This window comes from Streptomyces sp. NPDC058052 (assembly GCF_042885515.1).
Lineage (GTDB): Bacteria > Actinomycetota > Actinomycetes > Streptomycetales > Streptomycetaceae > Streptomyces.
On record NZ_JBHVRX010000010.1, the window covers coordinates 98,463 to 117,429 of the forward strand.

General features: G+C 74.1%; 16 protein-coding genes. 7 read left to right on the forward strand and 9 right to left on the reverse strand.

All coding sequences use genetic code 11. The annotated features are described in order from the left end of the window. Positions 1 to 84: 84 nt before the first annotated feature. Positions 85 to 1,050 carry a LysR family transcriptional regulator gene (locus ACFVU3_RS16475; RefSeq protein ID WP_390066669.1) on the forward strand — a complete coding sequence of 322 codons (966 nt, stop codon included), beginning with the start codon at positions 85 to 87 and terminating at the stop codon, positions 1,048 to 1,050. On the opposite strand, the gene ACFVU3_RS16480 is transcribed toward ACFVU3_RS16475, so the two are convergent. The 4 genes from ACFVU3_RS16480 to ACFVU3_RS16495 all read right to left on the reverse strand — a co-directional run bounded on the left by ACFVU3_RS16480 (position 1,051) and on the right by ACFVU3_RS16495 (position 4,315). Then, the gene (locus ACFVU3_RS16480) at positions 1,051 to 1,872 is read right to left on the reverse strand and encodes a pectate lyase (RefSeq protein ID WP_390066671.1); all 822 of its coding nucleotides are present in this window, start codon (positions 1,870 to 1,872) and stop codon (positions 1,051 to 1,053) included. It abuts the gene before it with no gap. Positions 1,873 to 1,883: 11 nt separating this feature from the next. Then, a complete protein-coding gene (locus ACFVU3_RS16485; protein ID WP_390066673.1) occupies positions 1,884 to 2,699 on the reverse strand; it encodes an EI24 domain-containing protein in 816 nt (271 codons plus the stop codon). A 109-nt stretch (positions 2,700 to 2,808) separates the two neighbouring features. After that, positions 2,809 to 3,231, reverse strand: coding sequence for an organic hydroperoxide resistance protein (locus ACFVU3_RS16490; protein WP_189946868.1), 423 nt, complete (start codon positions 3,229 to 3,231; stop codon positions 2,809 to 2,811). 64 nt (positions 3,232 to 3,295) lie between these two features. After that, positions 3,296 to 4,315 (reverse strand): NADP-dependent oxidoreductase, encoded by a 1,020-nt coding sequence (locus ACFVU3_RS16495; protein ID WP_390066675.1) that lies wholly within the window; start codon positions 4,313 to 4,315, stop codon positions 3,296 to 3,298. A gap of 90 nt (positions 4,316 to 4,405) precedes the next feature. Here ACFVU3_RS16495 and ACFVU3_RS16500 point away from each other — a divergent pair, with 90 nt between their 5' ends. Beyond that, positions 4,406 to 4,840: a MarR family winged helix-turn-helix transcriptional regulator gene (locus ACFVU3_RS16500; protein ID WP_390066677.1), complete on the forward strand. Its 435-nt coding sequence runs from the start codon at positions 4,406 to 4,408 to the stop codon at positions 4,838 to 4,840. Positions 4,841 to 4,930: 90 nt separating this feature from the next. Here the strand turns inward: ACFVU3_RS16500 and ACFVU3_RS16505 are convergent, their stop codons facing one another. Continuing rightward, the gene (locus tag ACFVU3_RS16505) at positions 4,931 to 6,112 is read right to left on the reverse strand and encodes a hypothetical protein (RefSeq protein ID WP_390066679.1); all 1,182 of its coding nucleotides are present in this window, start codon (positions 6,110 to 6,112) and stop codon (positions 4,931 to 4,933) included. Positions 6,113 to 6,408: 296 nt separating this feature from the next. Between ACFVU3_RS16505 and ACFVU3_RS16510 the strand changes: the two genes are divergently transcribed. The 4 genes from ACFVU3_RS16510 to ACFVU3_RS16525 all read left to right on the forward strand — a co-directional run bounded on the left by ACFVU3_RS16510 (position 6,409) and on the right by ACFVU3_RS16525 (position 11,901). Beyond that, complete coding sequence (locus ACFVU3_RS16510) at positions 6,409 to 7,500, forward strand: rod shape-determining protein (protein WP_390066681.1); 1,092 nt, start codon at positions 6,409 to 6,411, stop codon at positions 7,498 to 7,500. Positions 7,501 to 7,539: 39 nt separating this feature from the next. Continuing rightward, on the forward strand, positions 7,540 to 8,961 hold the full coding sequence (locus ACFVU3_RS16515; RefSeq protein WP_390066682.1) for a GAF domain-containing protein: 1,422 nt from the start codon (positions 7,540 to 7,542) through the stop codon (positions 8,959 to 8,961). Between the two features lie 216 nt (positions 8,962 to 9,177). After that, positions 9,178 to 10,362, forward strand: coding sequence for an MFS transporter (locus ACFVU3_RS16520; RefSeq protein ID WP_390066925.1), 1,185 nt, complete (start codon positions 9,178 to 9,180; stop codon positions 10,360 to 10,362). A 60-nt stretch (positions 10,363 to 10,422) separates the two neighbouring features. Then, complete coding sequence (locus ACFVU3_RS16525; RefSeq protein WP_390066684.1) at positions 10,423 to 11,901, forward strand: acyl-CoA synthetase; 1,479 nt, start codon at positions 10,423 to 10,425, stop codon at positions 11,899 to 11,901. 63 nt (positions 11,902 to 11,964) lie between these two features. Here the strand turns inward: ACFVU3_RS16525 and ACFVU3_RS16530 are convergent, their stop codons facing one another. From ACFVU3_RS16530 to ACFVU3_RS16545, 4 genes are all read right to left on the reverse strand, one after another. Next, the gene (locus tag ACFVU3_RS16530) at positions 11,965 to 15,651 is read right to left on the reverse strand and encodes a S8 family serine peptidase (protein ID WP_390066686.1); all 3,687 of its coding nucleotides are present in this window, start codon (positions 15,649 to 15,651) and stop codon (positions 11,965 to 11,967) included. Between the two features lie 179 nt (positions 15,652 to 15,830). Continuing rightward, on the reverse strand, positions 15,831 to 17,126 hold the full coding sequence (locus ACFVU3_RS16535) for an MFS transporter (RefSeq protein WP_390066688.1): 1,296 nt from the start codon (positions 17,124 to 17,126) through the stop codon (positions 15,831 to 15,833). After that, positions 17,123 to 17,590 (reverse strand): GNAT family N-acetyltransferase, encoded by a 468-nt coding sequence (locus tag ACFVU3_RS16540; protein WP_390066690.1) that lies wholly within the window; start codon positions 17,588 to 17,590, stop codon positions 17,123 to 17,125. Before ACFVU3_RS16540 ends, ACFVU3_RS16535 begins: the two co-directional genes overlap by 4 nt. 111 nt (positions 17,591 to 17,701) lie before the next feature. After that, positions 17,702 to 18,187: a MarR family winged helix-turn-helix transcriptional regulator gene (locus ACFVU3_RS16545; protein ID WP_390066692.1), complete on the reverse strand. Its 486-nt coding sequence runs from the start codon at positions 18,185 to 18,187 to the stop codon at positions 17,702 to 17,704. 129 nt (positions 18,188 to 18,316) lie between these two features. Between ACFVU3_RS16545 and ACFVU3_RS16550 the strand changes: the two genes are divergently transcribed. Continuing rightward, on the forward strand, positions 18,317 to 18,733 hold the full coding sequence (locus ACFVU3_RS16550) for an organic hydroperoxide resistance protein (RefSeq protein WP_390066694.1): 417 nt from the start codon (positions 18,317 to 18,319) through the stop codon (positions 18,731 to 18,733). The last annotated feature ends 234 nt before the right edge of the window (positions 18,734 to 18,967 follow it).

Genomic DNA, 18,967 nt, shown 5'->3' on the forward strand with positions numbered 1-18,967 from the left:
GTGGACATGGCCAGTTCGGGACATCTCATCCGGCATAAGACGCGGGTTATGGTGCGGCCGCGCGGCGCTGCGTACGCTGCTGAAATGCAGCTGGAGTTGAGGCATCTGGAAGCCGTCTGCCGGATAGCGGAGGCGGGCAGTCTGGGCCGCGCCGCACTCCGGCTCGGTATCTCCCAGCCGGCGCTCTCGGCACAGTTGCGGCGGATCGAGCGGGTCGCGGGCGGGGAGCTGTTCCTGCGCGGCCGGCGCGGTGTGGAGCCCACCCCGCTGGGCGAGTTCGTCCTCTCCAAGGCCCGGCTCGTGCTCGGCGAGATGGACGCGATCGCCGCCGGGGCGCGGGCCGCCGACCCGGACACCCCGCTGCGGCTCGGCTGCATCCTGCTCGTCCTGGTGGACCGGCTGCTCGTCGGCCTCGAACAGGTCGTGGCGGGCCGGGAGATCGCGGTGACGGTCGAGCAGTCGGCGACGACGCTGACCCGGCAACTGGGCGCGGGCCGCTACGACGCGGTGCTGTACGGGGAGGTCAACGACCACGAGGTGCCGCTGCCGCAGGGCACGACGGCCCGGACGCTGATCGCGAAGGAACCCTTCTGCGTGCGGATCTCTGCGGACCATCCGCTGGCCGGGAAGGAGCGGATCGCGCTGGCGGAGCTGGCGGGCGAGTCCTGGATGACGCTGGTGGAGGACGACGACGGCGGCCCCGAGGCGCTGGTCGCGGCGTGCGAGCGGGCCGGCTTCACCCCGTCGCTGCGGCACCGGGTGGCCGACCGGAAGATCCACTACGACCTGATCGCCTCGGGCCGCGCGATCTCGCTGAGCCAGCCCACCGCCCCGCCCACCGAGGGGACGGTGCTGCGCCCCCTGGAGGGCGACCCGGTCACCGGCCGCATCCGCCTGGCCTGGAACCGCTCCGCCGTCTCCGCCCGCCACGCGGACCTGCTGTACCGCGCGGCGGCGGAGGCGTATCTGGCGAACGTCCCCAACAACGCCTTCCACCAGGAGTGGTGGACCGCCAGGCCGGAGCTCCATCCGATCCTGGCGATCGACTAGCTAGTCGTACGAGACGTCGGAGGCCGTGTAGCGGCAGGTGGTGCCGTCGGGGCCGGTGCCGAGCTCGGTGGGCTCCTTGCCGGTGCTGTTGCCGGTGAAGCGGGTGCACGGCTTGATCTTCTTCTTGGTGTCGCCGTGGATCCGGACGTTCCGCAGCGAGGCGGTGTCGCCGTAGTTGGCGTTGACGCCGACGATCGACTTGCCGGGGGCGGTGATGTCGACGTCGTCGACGACGACGGTGCGCCGGTACTGCTTCTTGCAGTTGCCGCAGGAGCGGACGAGCTTGCCGAAGTCGGTGACCTGGAACTTGGTCACGACGAGCTTGCCGGCGCCGTTGAACTGGAAGACCTTGTCGGAGGCGCCCCGGGCGCCGCCGCCGTACACCGCGTAGACGGCCTTCGCGGAGGTGCCCTTGAAGGTGGCGGCGTCCTCGCCGACGTTCTCCCACCAGACGTTCTGGAGGGTGCAGCTGCCGAGGCAGTGCACGCCGTCGGCGGCGGGGGTGCCGAGGACCACGTTCTTGAGGGTGGCGCCGTCCTTCAGGACGAAGAGCGGCTGCTGGCTCTCGTCCTGCCCGTCGGAGCCGAGGTCGCCGGTGCCGCGGAAGCGCTTGAGCTTGCCGTCGTAGGTGCCCGAGACCTCGATGGTGGCGGCGACGGGCTTGTCGCCCCTGGCGGCCGGCCAGGCGGGGACGGCGGCCGGGGCCGCGCCCGCCGGGGCGAGCAGGGTGCTCGTGACGATGGCCGCGCCGGTGACTCCGAACGCGGCCAGGCCGCCGAGGAGCGCCCTGCGGCGGCCGGTCCTGCGCTTGTGTGACGTCATGGATGACTTCCTCAGTGGGGGATGGGGTGCACCCCCTGGTCGCCGCCCGGGGAGGAAAGGTTGCCGTCCTCGTGATCGTTCTCCTCGGAGTCCTCGCCGCGCAGGTCGCGGACCATGAGGGTGGCGCCGGCGACGGCGCCGGGCATCAGGAAGACCGCCACGAAGGGGACGACGAAGACGAGGGCGAGCGGGACGCCGAAGCCGAGGGTGGCCCAGCGCCGGCCGCGCAGCAGCGTCAGGCGCTCCTTGAGCTCGACGCCCCGGCGCTGGAGGGCGACGGCGGTCAGTTCCTCGGCGAGGAAGAACCCGGAGACGCAGAAGCCGAGGGCGGGGACGACGGTCTGGCCGACGACGGGGATGAAGCCGCAGGCGAAGAGGAGCACGGCGTAGAAGGCGACCCGCAGCACCACGCGCAGGCTGTCACGGGCCGAGATGAGCAGCTCGCGCCAGAGCGGCAGGCCGGACTCGGGGACGTCGCCGCCCCGGCTGCGGTCGACGTCCTCGGAGAGGGTCTCGTAGAAGGGCTGGCCGATGAGAAGGGTGACGGCGGTGAAGGTGACGACGGCGAGGAAGACGCTGAAGGCGACGAGGAGGGCCGTCATGGCGTTGCGGAAGATCGCGCGCCACAGGGTGGACCAGTCGTCGGCGAAGGGGGTCGCCCAGGCCGTCAGATCGGTCGCGTTGAAGGCGAGGGCGCCCAGCGCGGCCAGGTAGAGGACGAGTGCCACCAGACCGGGCAACAGGCCGAAGCCGAACCGGCGTCCGTGCTGTGCCACCCACTTCTGGCCCTGGACCAGATGACCGAAACCCACCCCGAAATCGCGCATGCGGGCAGCCTAGCGGCACGCGATCACCGGTTCCGCACATGCGTGCGGGCCGCACCCCGGTCGGTCGGGGTGCGGCCCGCACGGGTCCGCACGCGGTGCGGCCGATGACTCAGACGGCGAGCTCGACCGTGATGTTGCCGCGGGTCGCCTTGGAGTACGGGCAGACCTGGTGGGCCTTCTCGATGAGGCTCTTGGCGGTCTCGGCGTCCACGTTCGGGATGGAGGCCGAGATCTTCACGATGATGCCGAAGCCGTCGTCGTTCTTGCCGATGCCGACCTCGGCGGTGACCGTCGAGCCGGAGATGTCCGCGTTCTCGTTCCGCGCGACGACGCCGAGGGCGCCCTGGAAGCAGGCGCTGTAGCCGGCCGCGAAGAGCTGCTCGGGGTTGGTGCCCTCGCCGGAGCCGCCCATGGCCTTGGGCGGGTTGACGACGACGTCGAGCCGGCCGTCGTCGGTGGCGACACGGCCGTCGCGGCCGTTCTCCGCGGTGGCGACGGCGGTGTAGAGAACGTCGGAGTGCTGGATGGACATGCTGGTTTCTACCTTCTTCTCCCCGCCTCGACTCGCGCCCACGATCGCGACGGCTGAGGGAAGACTACCGGTCCAGCGAGACGATCATCTTTCCGGTGTTGTCGCCGCGGAGCAGACCGAGGAAGGCGTCCACGCCGCTCTCGATCCCGGTGGCGAAGGTCTCGCGGTACTTCAGCTCGCCGGAGCGCAGCTTGCCGCCGACCTCCTCGACGAACTTCTGCCGGATGCCGTAGTGGTCGCCGACCAGGACGCCCTGGAGGCGGAGCCGCTTGCCGATGATCATCGCCATGTTCCGCGGGCCGGGGGCCGGCTCGGTGTCGTTGTACTGCGCGATCATGCCGCAGATGGCGGCGCGGCCGTGCACGTTGAGCGAGGAGATCGCGGCCTCCAGGTGCTCGCCGCCCACGTTGTCGAAGTAGACGTCGATGCCGTCCGGGGCGGCCTCGCGGAGCTGGTCGCGCACCGGGCCGTTCCGGTAGTTGAAGGCCGCGTCGAAGCCGAGCTCCTCCACCAGCCACTTCACCTTCTCGTCGGAGCCGGCCGAGCCGATGACCCGGGAGGCGCCGGCCAGCTTGGCGAGCTGGCCGACCTGGCTGCCGACCGCGCCGGCCGCGCCGGAGACGAAGACGGCGTCGCCCTCCTTGAAGGAGGCGGTCTCGAAGAGGCCCGCGTAGGCGGTCAGGCCGGTCATGCCGAGCACGCCGAGGTACGTGGAGAGCGGGGCCAGCTCCGGGTCCACCTTGGTGGCGTGCTGGGCCGGGACGTCGGCGTACTCGCGCCAGCCGAGGCCGTGCAGGACGTGGTCGCCCTCGGCGAAGCCCTCCGCGTTCGACGCCACGACGACGCCGACCGCGCCGCCGTCCATCGGGTGGTCCAGCCGGAAGGGCTGGACGTAGGACTTCACGTCGTTCATCCGGCCGCGCATGTAGGGGTCGACCGAGAAGTGGAGGTTCCGCACCAGGATCCGGCCTTCGGCGGGCGCCTCGACCGGGACCTCGCGCAGGGCGAAGTCGGTGGGGACGGGCCACCCGTGCGGGCGGGCGACGAGGTGCCATTCACGGCTGGTGGCGGGCAGAGCGGTCATGGTGGGGACCTCCGGGGAAAGCTTCACTTGATGAAACAACCATGCGCCTGAATATTTCATGTTGTCAAGCATCGGAGTACGATGGTGCCCATGCCCACCTCACACACCGACCCCGTGACCCTCGAAGTCGTCGAGCTGATCGGTACGGTCGTGGCGCGCTACCACCTGGAGTACGAGGAGGCGGCCGCCGCCCACTCCCTCACCGGCGCGCAGGCCCGCGTCCTCGGGCTGCTCGCCCTGGAGCCCACGCCGATGCGGAAGATCGCCGAGAAGCTCAAGTGCGAGCCGTCCAACGTCACGGGGATCATCGACCGCCTGGAGTCCCGGGGCATGGTCGAGCGGCGCCCCGACCCGGCCGACCGCCGGGTCAAGCTGGCCGCGCCGACCGACGAGGGCCGGGACACCGCCCGCCGGCTCCGCGAGTCCCTGCACTTCGCGCGGGAGCCGCTCGGCGAGCTGACCGGCGTGGAGCGCACCCTGCTGCGGGACCTGCTGCGCCGGATGCTCGGCGAGCCCCCGGCCTGACGGACCTCCGGCGGCAGTCCCCCCGCGGGCCTCGTCCGGACCGCTTCCCCCGGTCCCACCGCGAGCCCGGCCCGATCCGGAAGAAACCGCCTAGACGCACCACCACAGGAATCGCGTACAGGTCTCCGAGGGCCGCGGCGCGGGGGTCGCCGTCGGGGGCGCCGGACGGGTGGCGCTCGCGGAGGCGGACGGCGTCGCGCCGCCCGGGGCCGGGGCCGTGGGCGAGCCCGAGGCGCTCGGCGTGGCGCCGGGTTCCTCGCCCTGCGGGCCCGCGGTGACGTCGGGCACGGACGGCGCCGTGGACGACGGGGCGGCCGAGGACGGACGGGCGGACGCGCCGCCCCCGCCGGAGCCGGAGCCCGTACCCGTCCCCGTGCCGGAGCCCTGGCCCGCCGCCGTACCGGGTCCGCCGGAGGAGACCGTGCCCGTGCGGGACGCCGGAGCGGTGCCCGCGCCGGAGCCGCCGCCCGATCCCGTGCTGATCCGGCGCGGACGCACGGTCGGCGTGGCCGGACCGCCGGAGCCCTCGACCGCCTCGTCGCCCTCCCCGCCGTCCTCCTCCGCCGCCTCGCCGGGGCTCCGGGTCGGCAGCGCGGGCGGCAGCGGGGTCCCGGTGACCTCCAGCTCCTCCACGGCCGTCGCGGGCCCCTTCTCCTCCGGCTCCTCGAACACGGCCTTCGCGAGGCCCAGCGACCCGGCCGCGAGGACCAGACCCAGCGCGCTCACCGCGACCGTCCGGCCGCGGCCGGCCCGCCCCCGCTTCCGGCGGCGCGGGGCGGACCGGCCCGCCGCCCGCCCGCCGGACCTCGGCGGGACCACCAGGTCCAGCTCGTAGACGTGCTCGGGAGCGAGGGGCGCACCGGACTCCGGCGCCTCCTCCTCCGCCACCCCCGCCCCGTCGCCCGCCCCGAGCCCGGCCCCGGCCCCGGACGAGTACGGCTCGGACGAGTACGGCTCGGACGGCTGGGGCGAGGACGGCTGGGGCGAGGACGGCTGGGGCGAGGACGGGTGCGCGTACGACGCGGAGCCGTACGCCCCGGTCGCGAACGGCCCGGCGGCGTACGGGTCCGACGGATACGCCTCCACCGGATACGGCTCCGGCTCGTACGGCCGTCCGGCCGGGTACGGCTCCGGCGCCTCGGCGCCCTCGTGAGGCGCGGAGTGAGGCAGGGCGTGGGGGGTGTCGTACCGCAGCCGCTCGACGGGGGTCCCGCACCCGGCACAGGCGAGGGCTCCGTTGAGATACCGCCGGCACGCGTGGCAGTAGTCCATGGGGCTCGCACGCTAGGACGAGCGGCGCGATCCCGGGGCGTCGAGGACGTGAGGATCTTGTGAGGAAACCGCAGGTGAACGCCGTGGCGCCGCGAATCTCCCGGTTCGCCACCCTCGCCCGCGCGGTCGCCGGACCGGCCGCCTCCGCCCGGTCCGGCCGCCGCGCGGGCCGTCCGGGAGCGGCCCCGGGCGGCGCAGCCCAGCGCGCGCGGCGGGCCCGGCGGTCGCACGATGCGAACAGGAACCCGAACCGCGACACCTCGCCCGTGTCAGCACCGCACTCCGGAGGATCCGCCGTGACCGTCAGCCTCGATCAGCTGCGTCGTTGCCATGTCGCCGTCGACCTGGGTGCCGCCCGCACCCGGGTCTTCGTCAAGGGCGCCGGACTCGTCGTCGACGAGCCGAGCGTCGCCGCCATCAACACCCGCACCGGAGCGCTGATCGCGGTCGGCGCGCTCGCCGAGAAGATGACCGGCCGCACCCCCGACTACATCCGGGTCGTGCGCCCCGTCTCCGGCGGCACGGTCGTCGACATCGAGATGGCCCAGCGGATGCTCCGCCACCTCCTCGGCGAGAAGCTCCGCCGCCAGCTCCGCCGCAAGCCCCGGCTGCGCGCCGCCGCCTGCACCCCGCACGACAGCGACCCGCTCGCCCAGCGCGCGGCCGTGGAGACGCTGGTGGGGCTCGGGGCGCGGCGGGTCGAGCTGGTCGACACGCTGATCGCGGCGGCCGTGGGCTGCGGCCTCCCGGTGGAACAGCCCACCGCGACCATGATCATGGTGTGCGGGGCGGCGACGACCCAGGTCGCGGTGCTCTCGCTCGGCGCCATCGTCACGGCCGAGCGGATCCCGGTCGGCGGCGACGCGATCGACCACGCGATCATCCAGCACCTGCGCCACCACCACGAGCTGATGCTGCCGAGCCAGTCGGTGCGCCCGCTCCAGCTCGCGCTGAGCGGCAACGGCCTGACCCCGCACGGCCCCGCGTCCACCGAGATCCACGGCCGGGACGTGGCCACCGGCCTGGCCCGCTCCGTCACCGTCGACACGGCCGCCGTGCGCGAGGCGATCCACACCCCGCTGACGGCGGTGCTCGACGGCCTCGGCAAGGTGCTGCGGGACTGCCCGCCGGACCTGGTGGCGGACCTCGCCGACCGAGGGATCATGATGGTCGGCGGCAGCGCGCTGCTCCCGGGCCTGGACCAGATGCTGCGGGACGCCACCGGCATGCCGGTGCACATCGCCGAACGGCCCGACGTCTGCGCCGTGCTGGGCCTCGGCGCGATGCTGGAGGGCAAGGTCCAGCCGATGGTCCTCGACCCGCTGGGCGACCACCGCGGCCTGGCGGACGACCGCGACCGCGAGCTCGCCGACGACCTGACGGAGTGACCTATCCCGACATCACCCGATTCGTACGCCGATGAGACCATGGTGATCATGGACGAGGACGTGGAGCAGGAGCAGGCCCGCCTGCCCATGCTGCTCGAAGCCGTCCTCGGCGTCGGCACGGAGCTCGAACTCCGCGCCACGCTCCAGCACATCGTGGACTCGGCGACCGAGCTGGTCGGGGCGGGCCGCGGGGTGCTGGGGGTGGTGGACCCCGAGCGCCCCCGGCTCACCGGCCTCTTCACCACCGGGATGACCGACGAGGAGCGGGACCGCGCCGGCCGGCTCCCCGGCGGCCCCCACGGCGAGCTCGGCGTCCCGATCCGCGTGCACACGCAGGTCTTCGGCACCCTCTACCTCGGCGGGAAGCCGGGTGGTTTCACCGAGGAGGACCTGGCGCTGCTGCGGGTCCTCGCCGCGCAGGCCGGCATCGCCATCGGCAACGCCCGGCTCTACGAGACGGCCCGGCAGCGCGAGCGGTGGATCGAGGGCGCGGCGGCCGTCACCACGGCCCTGCTCACCGGCGAGTCGGCCGAGGACGCCCTGACGACCGTCGCCGAACAGGCCCGGATCCTCGCCGACGCGGCCGCCGGCGTCATCCTCCAGCCCACCCCCGAGGGCGGGATGGAGATCGTCACGGCCTCCACCACCGAGGACCCCGGCGAACTGGTCGGCACCACGATCCGGCCGGGATCCGCCGTCCTCGTCCAGCTCCTCGGCGGGGAGCCGGTCTTCGTCGAGGACTCGTCCACCGACCCGCGGATGACCACCCCGGTCCGGTCCCGCTTCGGGCCGTCGATGATGCTGCCGCTGCGCAGCGGCGGGAAGCTGATCGGCACGCTGGCCCTCCCCCGCCGCCGGGGCGCCGACCCGTACTCGGCGGTGGACCGGCTGCTCGCCTCGCAGTTCGCCTCGCAGGCGGCGCTCGCGCTGGTCCTCGCGGACGCGCGGCACGACCGGGAGCGGCTCGCGGTGTTCGAGGACCGCGACCGGATCGCCCGGGACCTGCACGACCTCGTCGTCCAGCGGCTGTTCGCCACCGAGATGATGCTGGAGTCGACCCGCCGCCGCGGCGGGGGCTCGGCCGAGGAGGACGAGCTGCTCGGGAAGGCCGTGGACGAGCTGGACTCCACGATCCAGGAGGTGCGGACGACGATCTTCGCCCTCCAGCAGCCGCCGGCCGAGGCGCCGGCGACCTTCCGCGGGCGGGTGCTGCGGGAGACCGGCGGGGCGGGGGTGCTGCTCGGTCTCCAGCCGTCGGTGCGGTTCACCGGCGCGGTGGACACGCTCGTGGACGAACCGGAGGCGCGGAAGCTGCTCGCCGCGCTGCGCGGGGCGCTCGCCGCGGCGCACCGGCGGTCCGGGATCGGCCGGATCCAGGTGGACGTCGGCGTCGGCGGCGAGGGCGCCTGGCTGCGCGTCGAGGACGACGGCACCCCGCCGACGACGGTCACCTGGCCGTAGGCCGCGCCTCCCGGACCCACGAGACCCACCAGACCCACCGGATCCACCGGATCCACCGGACCCACCGGACCCACCGGATCCGCGGCGTGACCCGGGACGGCCCCGGCTCCCCCGGACGGAGCAGTCCCGCGCGCCGGGGCCCGGCGCCGGATCTTGACTGAGGGGGTGAACTCCGACGCCAAGCCCCCGACCGCGGCGGCCTACCGCAACCTGGTGATGGCCACCATCGGCTTCACGCTCACCTTCTGGGCGTGGAACCTGATCGCGCCCCTCGGCAGCTGGTACGGCGAGCGCCTGGACCTCAGCTCGTTCCAGCAGTCGTTCCTCGTCGCGGTGCCGGTGCTGGTCGGCTCGCTGGGCCGGATCCCGGCCGGCGCGCTGACCGACAGGTACGGCGCGAAGCTGATGTTCCCGCTCGTATCCGCTCTGACGATCGTCCCGGTGCTGCTGCTGACCGTGGTGAAGGACTCCTACGGCCTGATGCTCGTGGTCGGCTTCCTCCTCGGCCTCGGCGGCACGACCTTCGCGATCGGCATCCCGCTGGTCAACTCCTGGTTCCCGCCGGAGAGGCGGGGCCTGGCGCTCGGCGTCTTCGGCATGGGCATGGGCGGCGTGGCGCTCTCCGGCTACTTCACGCCCCGGATCGCCAAGCACGGTGAGAACCTGCCGTTCGTCGTCGTGGCGATCGCGCTCGCCGTGTACGCGCTCCTCGCCGCCGCGCTCATCACCGACCGCCCCGACCGTCCGGTGCCGACCGCCTCGCTGGCGAGCCGGCTGGGGTCGGCGGGCCGGCTGCGGGTGACCTGGGAGCTGTCGGCGCTGTACGCGATCGGCTTCGGCGGCATCGTGGCCTTCGGCGTCTACCTGCCGACGTACCTGAAGACCTGGTACGAGCTGGACCCGACCGACGCGGGCACCAAGGCGGCCGGGTTCGCGGCGGTCACCGTCGTCTTCCGGCCGCTCGGCGGCTGGCTCTCGGACCGCGTCCACCCGGCGGTCGTCACCTCCTGGGCGCTCGGCGTCGTCGCCCTCTTCGCGATCGTCCAGGCGTTCGACCCGAAGCTGAACCCGGGCGGCACGATCGCCCTGCTGGTCATGGCGGCCGGTCTCGGCACCGCGAGCGGCTCGGTCTTCGCCCTGGTCTCGCAGGTCACCCCGCAGGCCAAGGTGGGCTCCGTGACCGGCATCGTCGGCGCCATGGGCGGCCTCGGCGGCTTCGTCCCGCCGCTGGTCATGGGCGCGATCTACAGCGCCAAGGACTCGTACTCGATCGGCTTCATGCTCCTCTCCGACCTGGCGCTCGCGGGCTGCGTGTACGCGTACGGGCGGATGCGCGGGCTCCGGCCGGGCGGCGACGAGCCGGCGTCCGGGGCGACGAAGGTCACGGCCGGGACGCCCTGACCTCCCGGCAGAATGCCCCTCGGCAGCGGCGTTTCCGATGCGATCCGAGGAGTACGACCGGTGAGTGCGCTCTTCCCGGCCCTGAGAAGCCGTCCCGACCGGACCGCGCTGCGCTTCGGCGCGGACCCGGCGACGGCGGAGACCCTGACCTACGAGGAACTGGCCCGGGCCGCCGGGGAGCTGGCCGTCCGGCTCGCCGGGGCGTCCAGGGTCGCGGTCTGGGCCACGCCGACCGCCCGGACGGCCGTGGCGGTGGTGGCGGCGCTGCTCACGGGCGTGCCCGTCGTCCCGCTCAACCCGCGGGTCGGGGAGCGGGAGCTGGCCCACATCCTGGCGGACAGCGCGCCCGCGCTCCTCCTGGCGGGCCCGGAGGACGAGCCGCCGGCGGCACTGGCGGAGCTGCCCCGGATCGACGTGCCGACCCGCGTCGCGTCCTTCACCCCGGTCTCGGCGGTGGTCGCGTACGGCGACGGGCCGGAGGACCCCGAGTCGCCCGCCTTCGTCGTCTACACCTCCGGCACCACCGGCCCCCCGAAGGGCGTGCTGCTCCCCCACCGGGCGGTCGCCGCCTCGCTGGACGCGCTCGCGGAGGTCTGGTCCTGGACGGAGGACGACGTCCTCGTGCACGCGCTGCCGCTCTTCCACGTCCACGGGCTGATCCTCGGGGTCCTGGGCCCGCTGCGGCGCGGCGGCGAGGTCCGTCACCTGGGCGCCTTCTCGGTGGAGGGGGTGGCGCGCGAGCTGGGGACCGGCGGCACGATGCTGTTCGGCGTCCCCACGATGTACCACCGGCTCGCGGACGCCCTCCCCCGGGACCCGGCGCTGGTGGAGGCGCTGTCCGGGGCGCGGCTGCTGGTGTCGGGGTCGGCGGCGCTGCCGGTGCACGATCACGAGCGGATCGCGGCGGCGACGGGCCGGACGGTGGTGGAGCGGTACGGGATGAGCGAGACGCTGATGAACACCAGCGTCCGGCCCGGCGGGCCGCCGCGCCCCGGCACGGTGGGGACGCCGCTGCCCGGCGTGGGCGTGCGGCTGGTCGAGGAGGACGGCACGGTGCTCGGCGCGTCCGACGGGGAGACCGTCGCCGAGGTGCAGGTGCGCGGCCCGAACCTCTTCTCCGGCTATCTGAACCGGCCGGAGGCGACGGCGGAGGCGTTCGACGGCGACTGGTTCCGCACCGGTGACATGGCGGTCCGCGAGCCCGACGGGACGATCCGGCTGGTGGGCCGCAAGGCCACCGACCTGATCAAGAGCGCCGGGTACAAGATCGGGGCGGGCGAGATCGAGAACGCGCTGCTCGACCATCCCGGGGTGCGGGAGGCCGCCGTCACCGGGGAGCCCGACCCGGATCTGGGCGAGCGGATCGTGGCCTGGATCGTGCCGGCCGATCCGGCGAGCCCGCCGGCGGACGCGGAGCTGGCGGACCACGTGGCCCGGCTGCTCGCCCCGCACAAGCGGCCCCGGACGGTCCGGCTGCTCGACGCCCTCCCCCGCAACGACCTGGGCAAGGTGCTGAAGAAGCGGCTGCCGCGGGGGTGACGGTGAAGGGCCGGACCCCACGGGGGTGTCCGGCCCTTCCTCATGCCCCGCGGTGCGCGGCGGCTATTTCTTCACGCCGACCGCGCGGATCAGCTCCTGGGTGACCGTGCCGCCCTGGTCGTCGGCGGCCTCGGCGCGCAGCGAGACGGAGGCCGCGCCGGCCGGGATCCGCAGCTCTCCGGTCCAGGAGGCGCCCCGGCGGGACTTCTCCAGGCCGACCTCGCGCCAGGTGGCGCCGTCGTCGTAGGAGACCTCCAGGCCGCCGGTGGCGATGGTGCCGGTGCCGGACGCGTCCTCGACGTACTCCGCGAAGATGCCGACCGGGACCTTGGAGCCGGCCCGGACGTCGCCGTACAGGTCGGTGTCGAGGTCGAAGCCGAGGTTGAGCATCGGCAGGTAGGTGATCCGGTCGGACGGGGTCTCGGCGGAGCGGACGGTCCACTCGGTGTGGCCCTTGGCGCCGAGCCGCCAGCGGGCCGGGTCGAGAGCGGTGTCGGTGACGACCTTGAAGGTGGCCTCCTCCGCCGGGGCGTCCCAGGCGTAGGCGCCGGAGCTCATCTTGCGGTCGACGCGGACCCCGTTCACGTACACCTCGGTGTACTGGGTCATGGTGTCGTCGCCCCACACGTTGCCGAAGCCGGTGTGGTCGCGGCCGGAGTCGCCCCAGCCGGGGGTGTTGAACCTCAGGTCGTTGCCGGTGCGCTGCTGGCCCCAGCCGAGGCCGGTGCCGAGCCAGGGGTGCCAGACGGGGCCGAACCACTCGCTGCGGCTGACGGAGCCGCCGCGGTAGACCGAGCGGCCGCCGCGCTGCTCCAGGGACTCGCCGAGGTCGACGGACTCGTGCCACTGCTGGCCCGCGCCGGTGGAGACGTACTCGGTGCGCTCCGCCGGGAAGCCGATCCACTCCTTGAAGCCGACGCCGATCCTGAAGGTGTCGGTGATCGAGTAGCGGAACTCGCCGCCCAGTTCCTCGCGCTGGGTGGGCGCGTGGAAGGTGGAGCGGACGGTGGCGAGGTCCCGGTCGCCGGGGCGGTGGACGAGGTCGGTGCCGATGCGGCCGGGGTGGCCCTCGGAGAGGTCGTAGACGTACGGGGTGAAGCGGGTGCCGGTGAGGTCGAGGCGCTGGCCGCGGGCGGCGCCGGCGGCGAGCCGGGCGGCGTCGGCGCGGTTCACGGTGGCGACGGAGAGGGGCCGGTCCTGGTAGTCGGCGGTGCCGAACCACTTCATCAGCCGGCCGGCGGCGTCGTCGGTGACGAGGAGCGCCGTGGCGCCGGCGTCCTGGGCGGTCTGGGCGACCCGGGCCGGGTCCGCGCCCTCGGCGAGGCGGACGAGGACGGCCTTGCCGGTGACGTCCTTGCCCGCGTACTCGGCGGGGGTGCCGGTGCCCGCGTCGGCGAGGCCGAGGCGGTGGCGGCCTTCGAGGAGGGTGGAGCCGGCCTGCTGGCGCAGGTCGGAGAGGCGGACGCCGGCGACGCTCGCCTCCACCATCGGCTTGCCGAGCCGCCAGACCGTGCGGTACTCGAAGGAGCCGTTCGTGACGGGCGCGGTGGGCGCGGCGAACAGCGAGTCGTAGGTGACCGGCACCTGCACGATGTCGGTGTAGCCGGTGCCGTTCGCCTGGCGGTCGTACTCCATCACCAGCTGGCGGGTCTCGGTGCGCTTCTCGACGTCGGCGCGTATCTCGCGCAGGGTGCGGCCGTCGAGGGTGATCTCGCGGTCGCGGTCGAGGACGACCTCGGGGGCGACGAGGAAGCCGAGGCCGAGGGAGTCGGCGCCCCGGGAGCCGCGCACGTCGAGGAAGGTGTCGACGGTGTACGTGCCGGGCTTCAGGCGCAGTTCGAGGGTGCCGGACTCGCCGACGGAGGCCGGGAAGGGGTCCTCGCCGGGGGTGAGTTCCTTGATGCCGAGGCCGGCGGCGGCGGGGGCACCGTCGCGGTCCTTCACGTGGACCGTGAGGGTGTAGCGCTCCTCCTCCTTGACCAGGCCGAGGGCGGTGTGGGCGACCGGGGTGCCGCCGGCGGTGGCGGTGATCCGGCCGGAGCTGGTGCCGACCGGGGCGGCGGAGCCGTCGCCGGTGACGGTGGTGGACGCGGAGCCGTGGGCCGGGACCGTGAGGGTGGTGTCGGCGAGGGCGGCGGTGCCGGCCGGCATGCCCGCGACGGCGAGGTCCAGCTCGACGGGCGCGCCGGAGGAGTTGGTGTAGGTGACGGTCCTCGTGACCGGCTTGTTCTCCTCGTAGGGCCAGGCGAAGAAGCCGAGGTCGGCGGAGCCGGTGGCGGTGACGTCCGCGGCGATGGCGGCGCCGACGTCGACGCGGCCGGCGCCGAGGTCGTACGCGGAGGCGTCGAGGGTCCTGGAGCTCGACATGAGGGCGTCCTTGAGCTGGGCGCCGGTCCAGTCGGGGTGCTTCTCGGCGAGCAGCGCGGCGACTCCGGCGACGTGCGGGGTCGCCATGGAGGTGCCGTTCATCGAGGTGTAGAGGCCGGTGCCCCCGGTGAGCTGGGAGCGGGCGGCGAGGATGCCGACGCCGGGCGCGGAGAGGTCCGGCTTGAGGGCCTGGTCGCGGTAGCGGGGGCCCTTGCTGGTGAAGTAGGCGGCGCGGTCGGCGGAGTCGACGGCGCCGACGGTGAGCGCGGAGTCGGCGGCGCCGGGCGAGCCGATGGTGCCGGGGGCGCCGGAGTTGCCGGCGGCGATGACGAAGAGGGCGCCGGTCTCGGCGGAGAGGGTGTTGACGGCCTGGGCCATCGGGTCGGTGCCGTCGCTGCCCTCGCGGGAGCCGAGGCTCATCGAGACGATCTTCGCGTCGATGTCCTTGGCGGCCCATTCCATGCCGGCGATGATCTGCGACTCGGTGCCGGAGCCCTCGTCGCTGAGGACCTTGCCGACGGCGAGGGTGGCGCCGGGGGCGACGCCCTTCTCCTTGCCGTCGGAGCCGGCGCCGCTGCCGCCGACGGTGGAGGTGACGTGGGTGCCGTGGCCGTCGCGGTCGGCGACCTCCTGGCCCTCGATGAAGGACTTCGACTCGGCGATCCGGCCCGCGAGGTCGGGGTGGCCGGCGTCGACGCCGGTGTCGAGGACGGCGACCTTGACGCCCTTTCCGGTGAGCCCGGCCGCCCATGCCTTCGGGGTGCCGATCTGGGCGTTGGATTCGGCCATGGCGGCCTTCACCCGGCCGTCGAGCCAGACCTTGGCGGGGGCGGCCGCGCGGGCCGCGCCGGTCGTCCCGGTGAAGGACTGCCAGAAGGCGGCCGGGTCGGTGGCGGTGACGGCGGCGCCGCCGACGCTGGGCAGCGCGCGGACGGTCTCGGTGCCGCGCGGGGCGCCGTGCGCGGCGCGGGCGTTCGCCCCGCCGTAGGTGACGATCAGCGGGAGCGCGTCGGTGACGCCCTGCTCGACGAGGCCGGTGATGTCGAAGAGGCGCGGGTCGAGGGCGCCGGACGCGAGGTGGCGGCGGGCCTCGTCGGGCACGACGGTGATCCGGCCGTCGGTGACCTGGGTGCGGACGGCGCCGGTGGCGCCCTTGGCCCGGTCGACGGTGACGGTCTGCCGTCCGCCGCCGAGTCCGGTGAGGGTGACCCGGTCGCCGGTGACGAGGGTGACGGTGGCGGACGCGGCCGGGCCGCGGAAGGTGTCGGGCACGGCGGCGGCCGTGGCGCCCGGCGCGGCGGCGGTCTGCCCGGCCGAGAGCATCACGAGGGAGAGGCCGGCGGCGACCAGCCCGGCCCTTCCTCTGGTCAGCGGTGCGGTCATGGGGGGACTCCTCGCGGACCCGGTGTTCGGGGGTGGGATTCCGGATCCGCGAGGAGTCTGGTCGCCGGGAGGGGAGTTGAGTCCTGTCGCGCCTGGCGGCTATGTGCCGTGGCGGCCAACCGCCAGTCGGGCGAAGACGGTTCAGGACGGGAGCGTCCGGGATGCTCCGGATGGGCGCCTCACGGCGTCGGGTCGAGCGCGTCGTACCGCCGGAAACCGCGCGCGTACAGGGCGAAGACGCCGACGGCGAGGACGCAGAGGAGACCGCCTCCGGTGATGGCGACCGTCGGCGAGGTGAGGTCGGCGACGGAGCCGGCCACGAAGTCGCCGAGGCGGGGTCCGCCCGCGACGACCACGATGAAGACGCCCTGGAGCCGGCCGCGCATCTCGTCCGGCGCGGCGACCTGCATCATCGTGTTCCGGAAGATCATGGACGAGGTGTCCGCGTAGCCGGCGGCGGCGAGGCACAGCAGCCCGACCCAGAGGTTCCGGCTGAGGCCGAAGGCGGCGATGGCGAGGCCCCAGGCGGCGACGGCGACGAGGATGGCCTGCCCGTGGTGCCGGATCCGGCTCTGCCAGCCGGAGACCACCCCGCCGAGCAGCGCGCCGAACGCCGGTGCGGCGACGAGGAGTCCGGTGGTCTTCGCGTCGCCGCCGAACCAGAGCGCGGCGACGGCCGGGAAGAGCGCCTTGGGCTGGGCGAGGATCATCGCGAACAGGTCGGAGACGAAGGTCGCGCGCAGGTTGGGGCGGGTGCCGAGGAAGCGCAGCCCGTCGAGGACGGAGGCGCTCCCCCGAGCCTTCGGCTTCGCTCGACCGGGGGGGACCCCCACCCCCGCGGTGTGCTCCGGCGGCATGGAGGGCAGCCGCCACATCGCGTACAGGCTCGCGAAGAAGGCGAGGGCGTCGATGAGGTACGCGGTCTGGTAGCCGGCGAGGCCCACGATCACGCCGCCGAGGCTGGGCCCGATGAGGGTGCCGAAGGTCATGACCATGGAGTTCAGCGCGTTGGCGGCGCGCAGCTGCTCGGCCGGGAGCAGGCGGGGGATCATCGCGCTGCGGGCGGGCGAGTTGAAGGCGGCGCAGACGGCCTGGAGGGCGACGATCGCGTAGAGGAACCAGACGCGGTGGAAGCCGGCGAAGGCGGCGCCGGCGAGCGCGGCGGAGAGGACGGCGGAGCCGATGGCCCCGGCGAGGCCGAGGGTGCGCCGGTCGACGGTGTCGGCGATCGCCCCGCCGTACAGGCCGAAGACGACGAGCGGCACGAGGGAGAAGAGACCGACGAGGCCGACGGAGAAGGCCGAGCCGGTGATGTCGTACACCTGGAGGGAGATCGCCAGGGCGGTCATGCCCTGGCCGACCCAGGAGACGGTGTTGCCGAACCAGAGGCGTCGGTAGTCGGCGGAGACGCGCAGCGGGGTCAGGTCGGCGAAGATCCGCCGCTTCTCCTCCTGCGGCGACTCGACGGCGGTCACGCGGCGGCCGCGGCGGCGTCGGTGAGGTCGTAGCTCAGCTCGGGGCGGTCCCAGTGGATGCGTCCGGCGGCGGCGACGGTGCCGGTGCGGCGGGCGCCGGTGCGGAGGTAGAACTCCTCGGCGGGCGGGTGGGCGACGACCCGGACGGCGTCGAGCCCGGCGGCGCGGGCCTCGCCGGCCATGTGGGCCATGAGCAGGCGCCCGATGCCGAGGCCCTGGGCGGTGTCGGCGACGAAGGCGAGGTCGAGCTCGGCCTCGTCGAGGAGGAGGGCGTAGAAGCCGAGGACGCGGCCGTCGGCGTCGACGGCGACGTGGACCGGGTGGTGCTCGATGTAGGCCCCGCCGACCTGGTAGCCGTCCACCATGACGGCGTACGGCCCCCGGTAGGCGGCGGAGCCGCGGACCAGCTTGGTGAGGCGGCGGGAGTCGGCGGCCGTGGCGCGGCGGACGGTGATCTCGGACATGGGCCGAGTATAGGAGCGCTTTCCTGGATCGGCCCTTACATTTCGGTGACGGCCGGCCCGCGGTCGGCTCGCGGTCGGCTTGCGGTCGGCTCGCGGTCGGCTCGCGGCCGGTCAGCCGCAGGCGGGGCGCAGCTCGCCGGGGTCGATGCCGTCGAGGCGGGCGGCGAGGGTGCCGAGCCGGTCGCGCAGGTCGGCGATGTCCGCGAGGTCGAGGCCGGTGGCGGCGGCGATCCGGCGGGGCACGCCGAGGGCCCGCTCGCGCAGGCCGGCGCCGGCGGGGGTGACCCGCGCGGTGACGGACCGCTCGTCCTCCGCGCTGCGCCGGCGCTCCACGTATCCGGCCGCCTCCAGCCGCTTGAGCAGCGGCGACAGGGTGCCGGAGTCGAGCCGGAGCCGTTCCCCGATGCCCTTCACGGGCAGCTCGCCGTGCTCCCAGAGGACGAGCATGACGAGGTACTGGGGGTAGGTGATCCCGAGCTCCTTGAGCGCCTCGCGGTAGACGCCGTTGAAGGCGCGGGCGGCGGCGTGCAGCGAGAAGCAGATCTGCCGGTCGAGCCGGAGGAACTCTTCGTCGGGGAGGGTGTCGGGCGTCTCCATGGCTCCAGGATACGCGAGACCTCTCACGCACGATTAAGTTGTGCACAATTTAATCGTGCGCTATCAATAGAGAGGCGGCACGAGCCGCCCCTCTCCCGCAGAGACCTCCCGAGAGACCGGAGACCCTCCATGGACGCCCTCTACACCGCCGTCGCCACCGCCAACGGGCGCGAGGGCCGCGCCGTCAGCTCCGACGGCCTGATCGACCTCCCCCTCGCCCACCCCCAGGCCCTCGGCGGCAACGGTCAGGGCACCAACCCCGAGCAGCTCTTCGCCGCCGGTTACGCGGCCTGCTTCGCCAGCGCCATGGGCGTCGTCGCCCGCCAGGAGAAGATCGACATCTCCGAGGCGTCCGTCACCGCCGAGGTCTCCATCGGCAAGGACGCCGCCGACGGCGGCTTCGGCCTCGCCGTCGTCATGCGCGCCGAGTTCCCCGACCACCTCCAGGGCGAGGCCGGCCTCGCCCTCCTGGAGAAGACCCACGCCTTCTGCCCCTACTCCAAGGCCACCCGCGGCAACATCACCGTGGACCTCGTCGTCGAGTAGTCCCCGCCGGTCCGGGCGGGCCGCCCCGCCACCCGGGCGGCCCGCCCGGCACCCGGCCGGAACGGACGCGGCCCGGAGCCGGCCCGCTCCGGCCCCCGGCCGCGCCCGCTCCGGCACCGGGCCGCGTCCTGCCGATTCCGGGGGAAGGATCGGCGCACGGGGTGGCGACGGCTCCGGCCCGCGCCATACCCTGGTCGACAGGGCGGAGGCGCCCGTACTGCCCATGCGCGATCG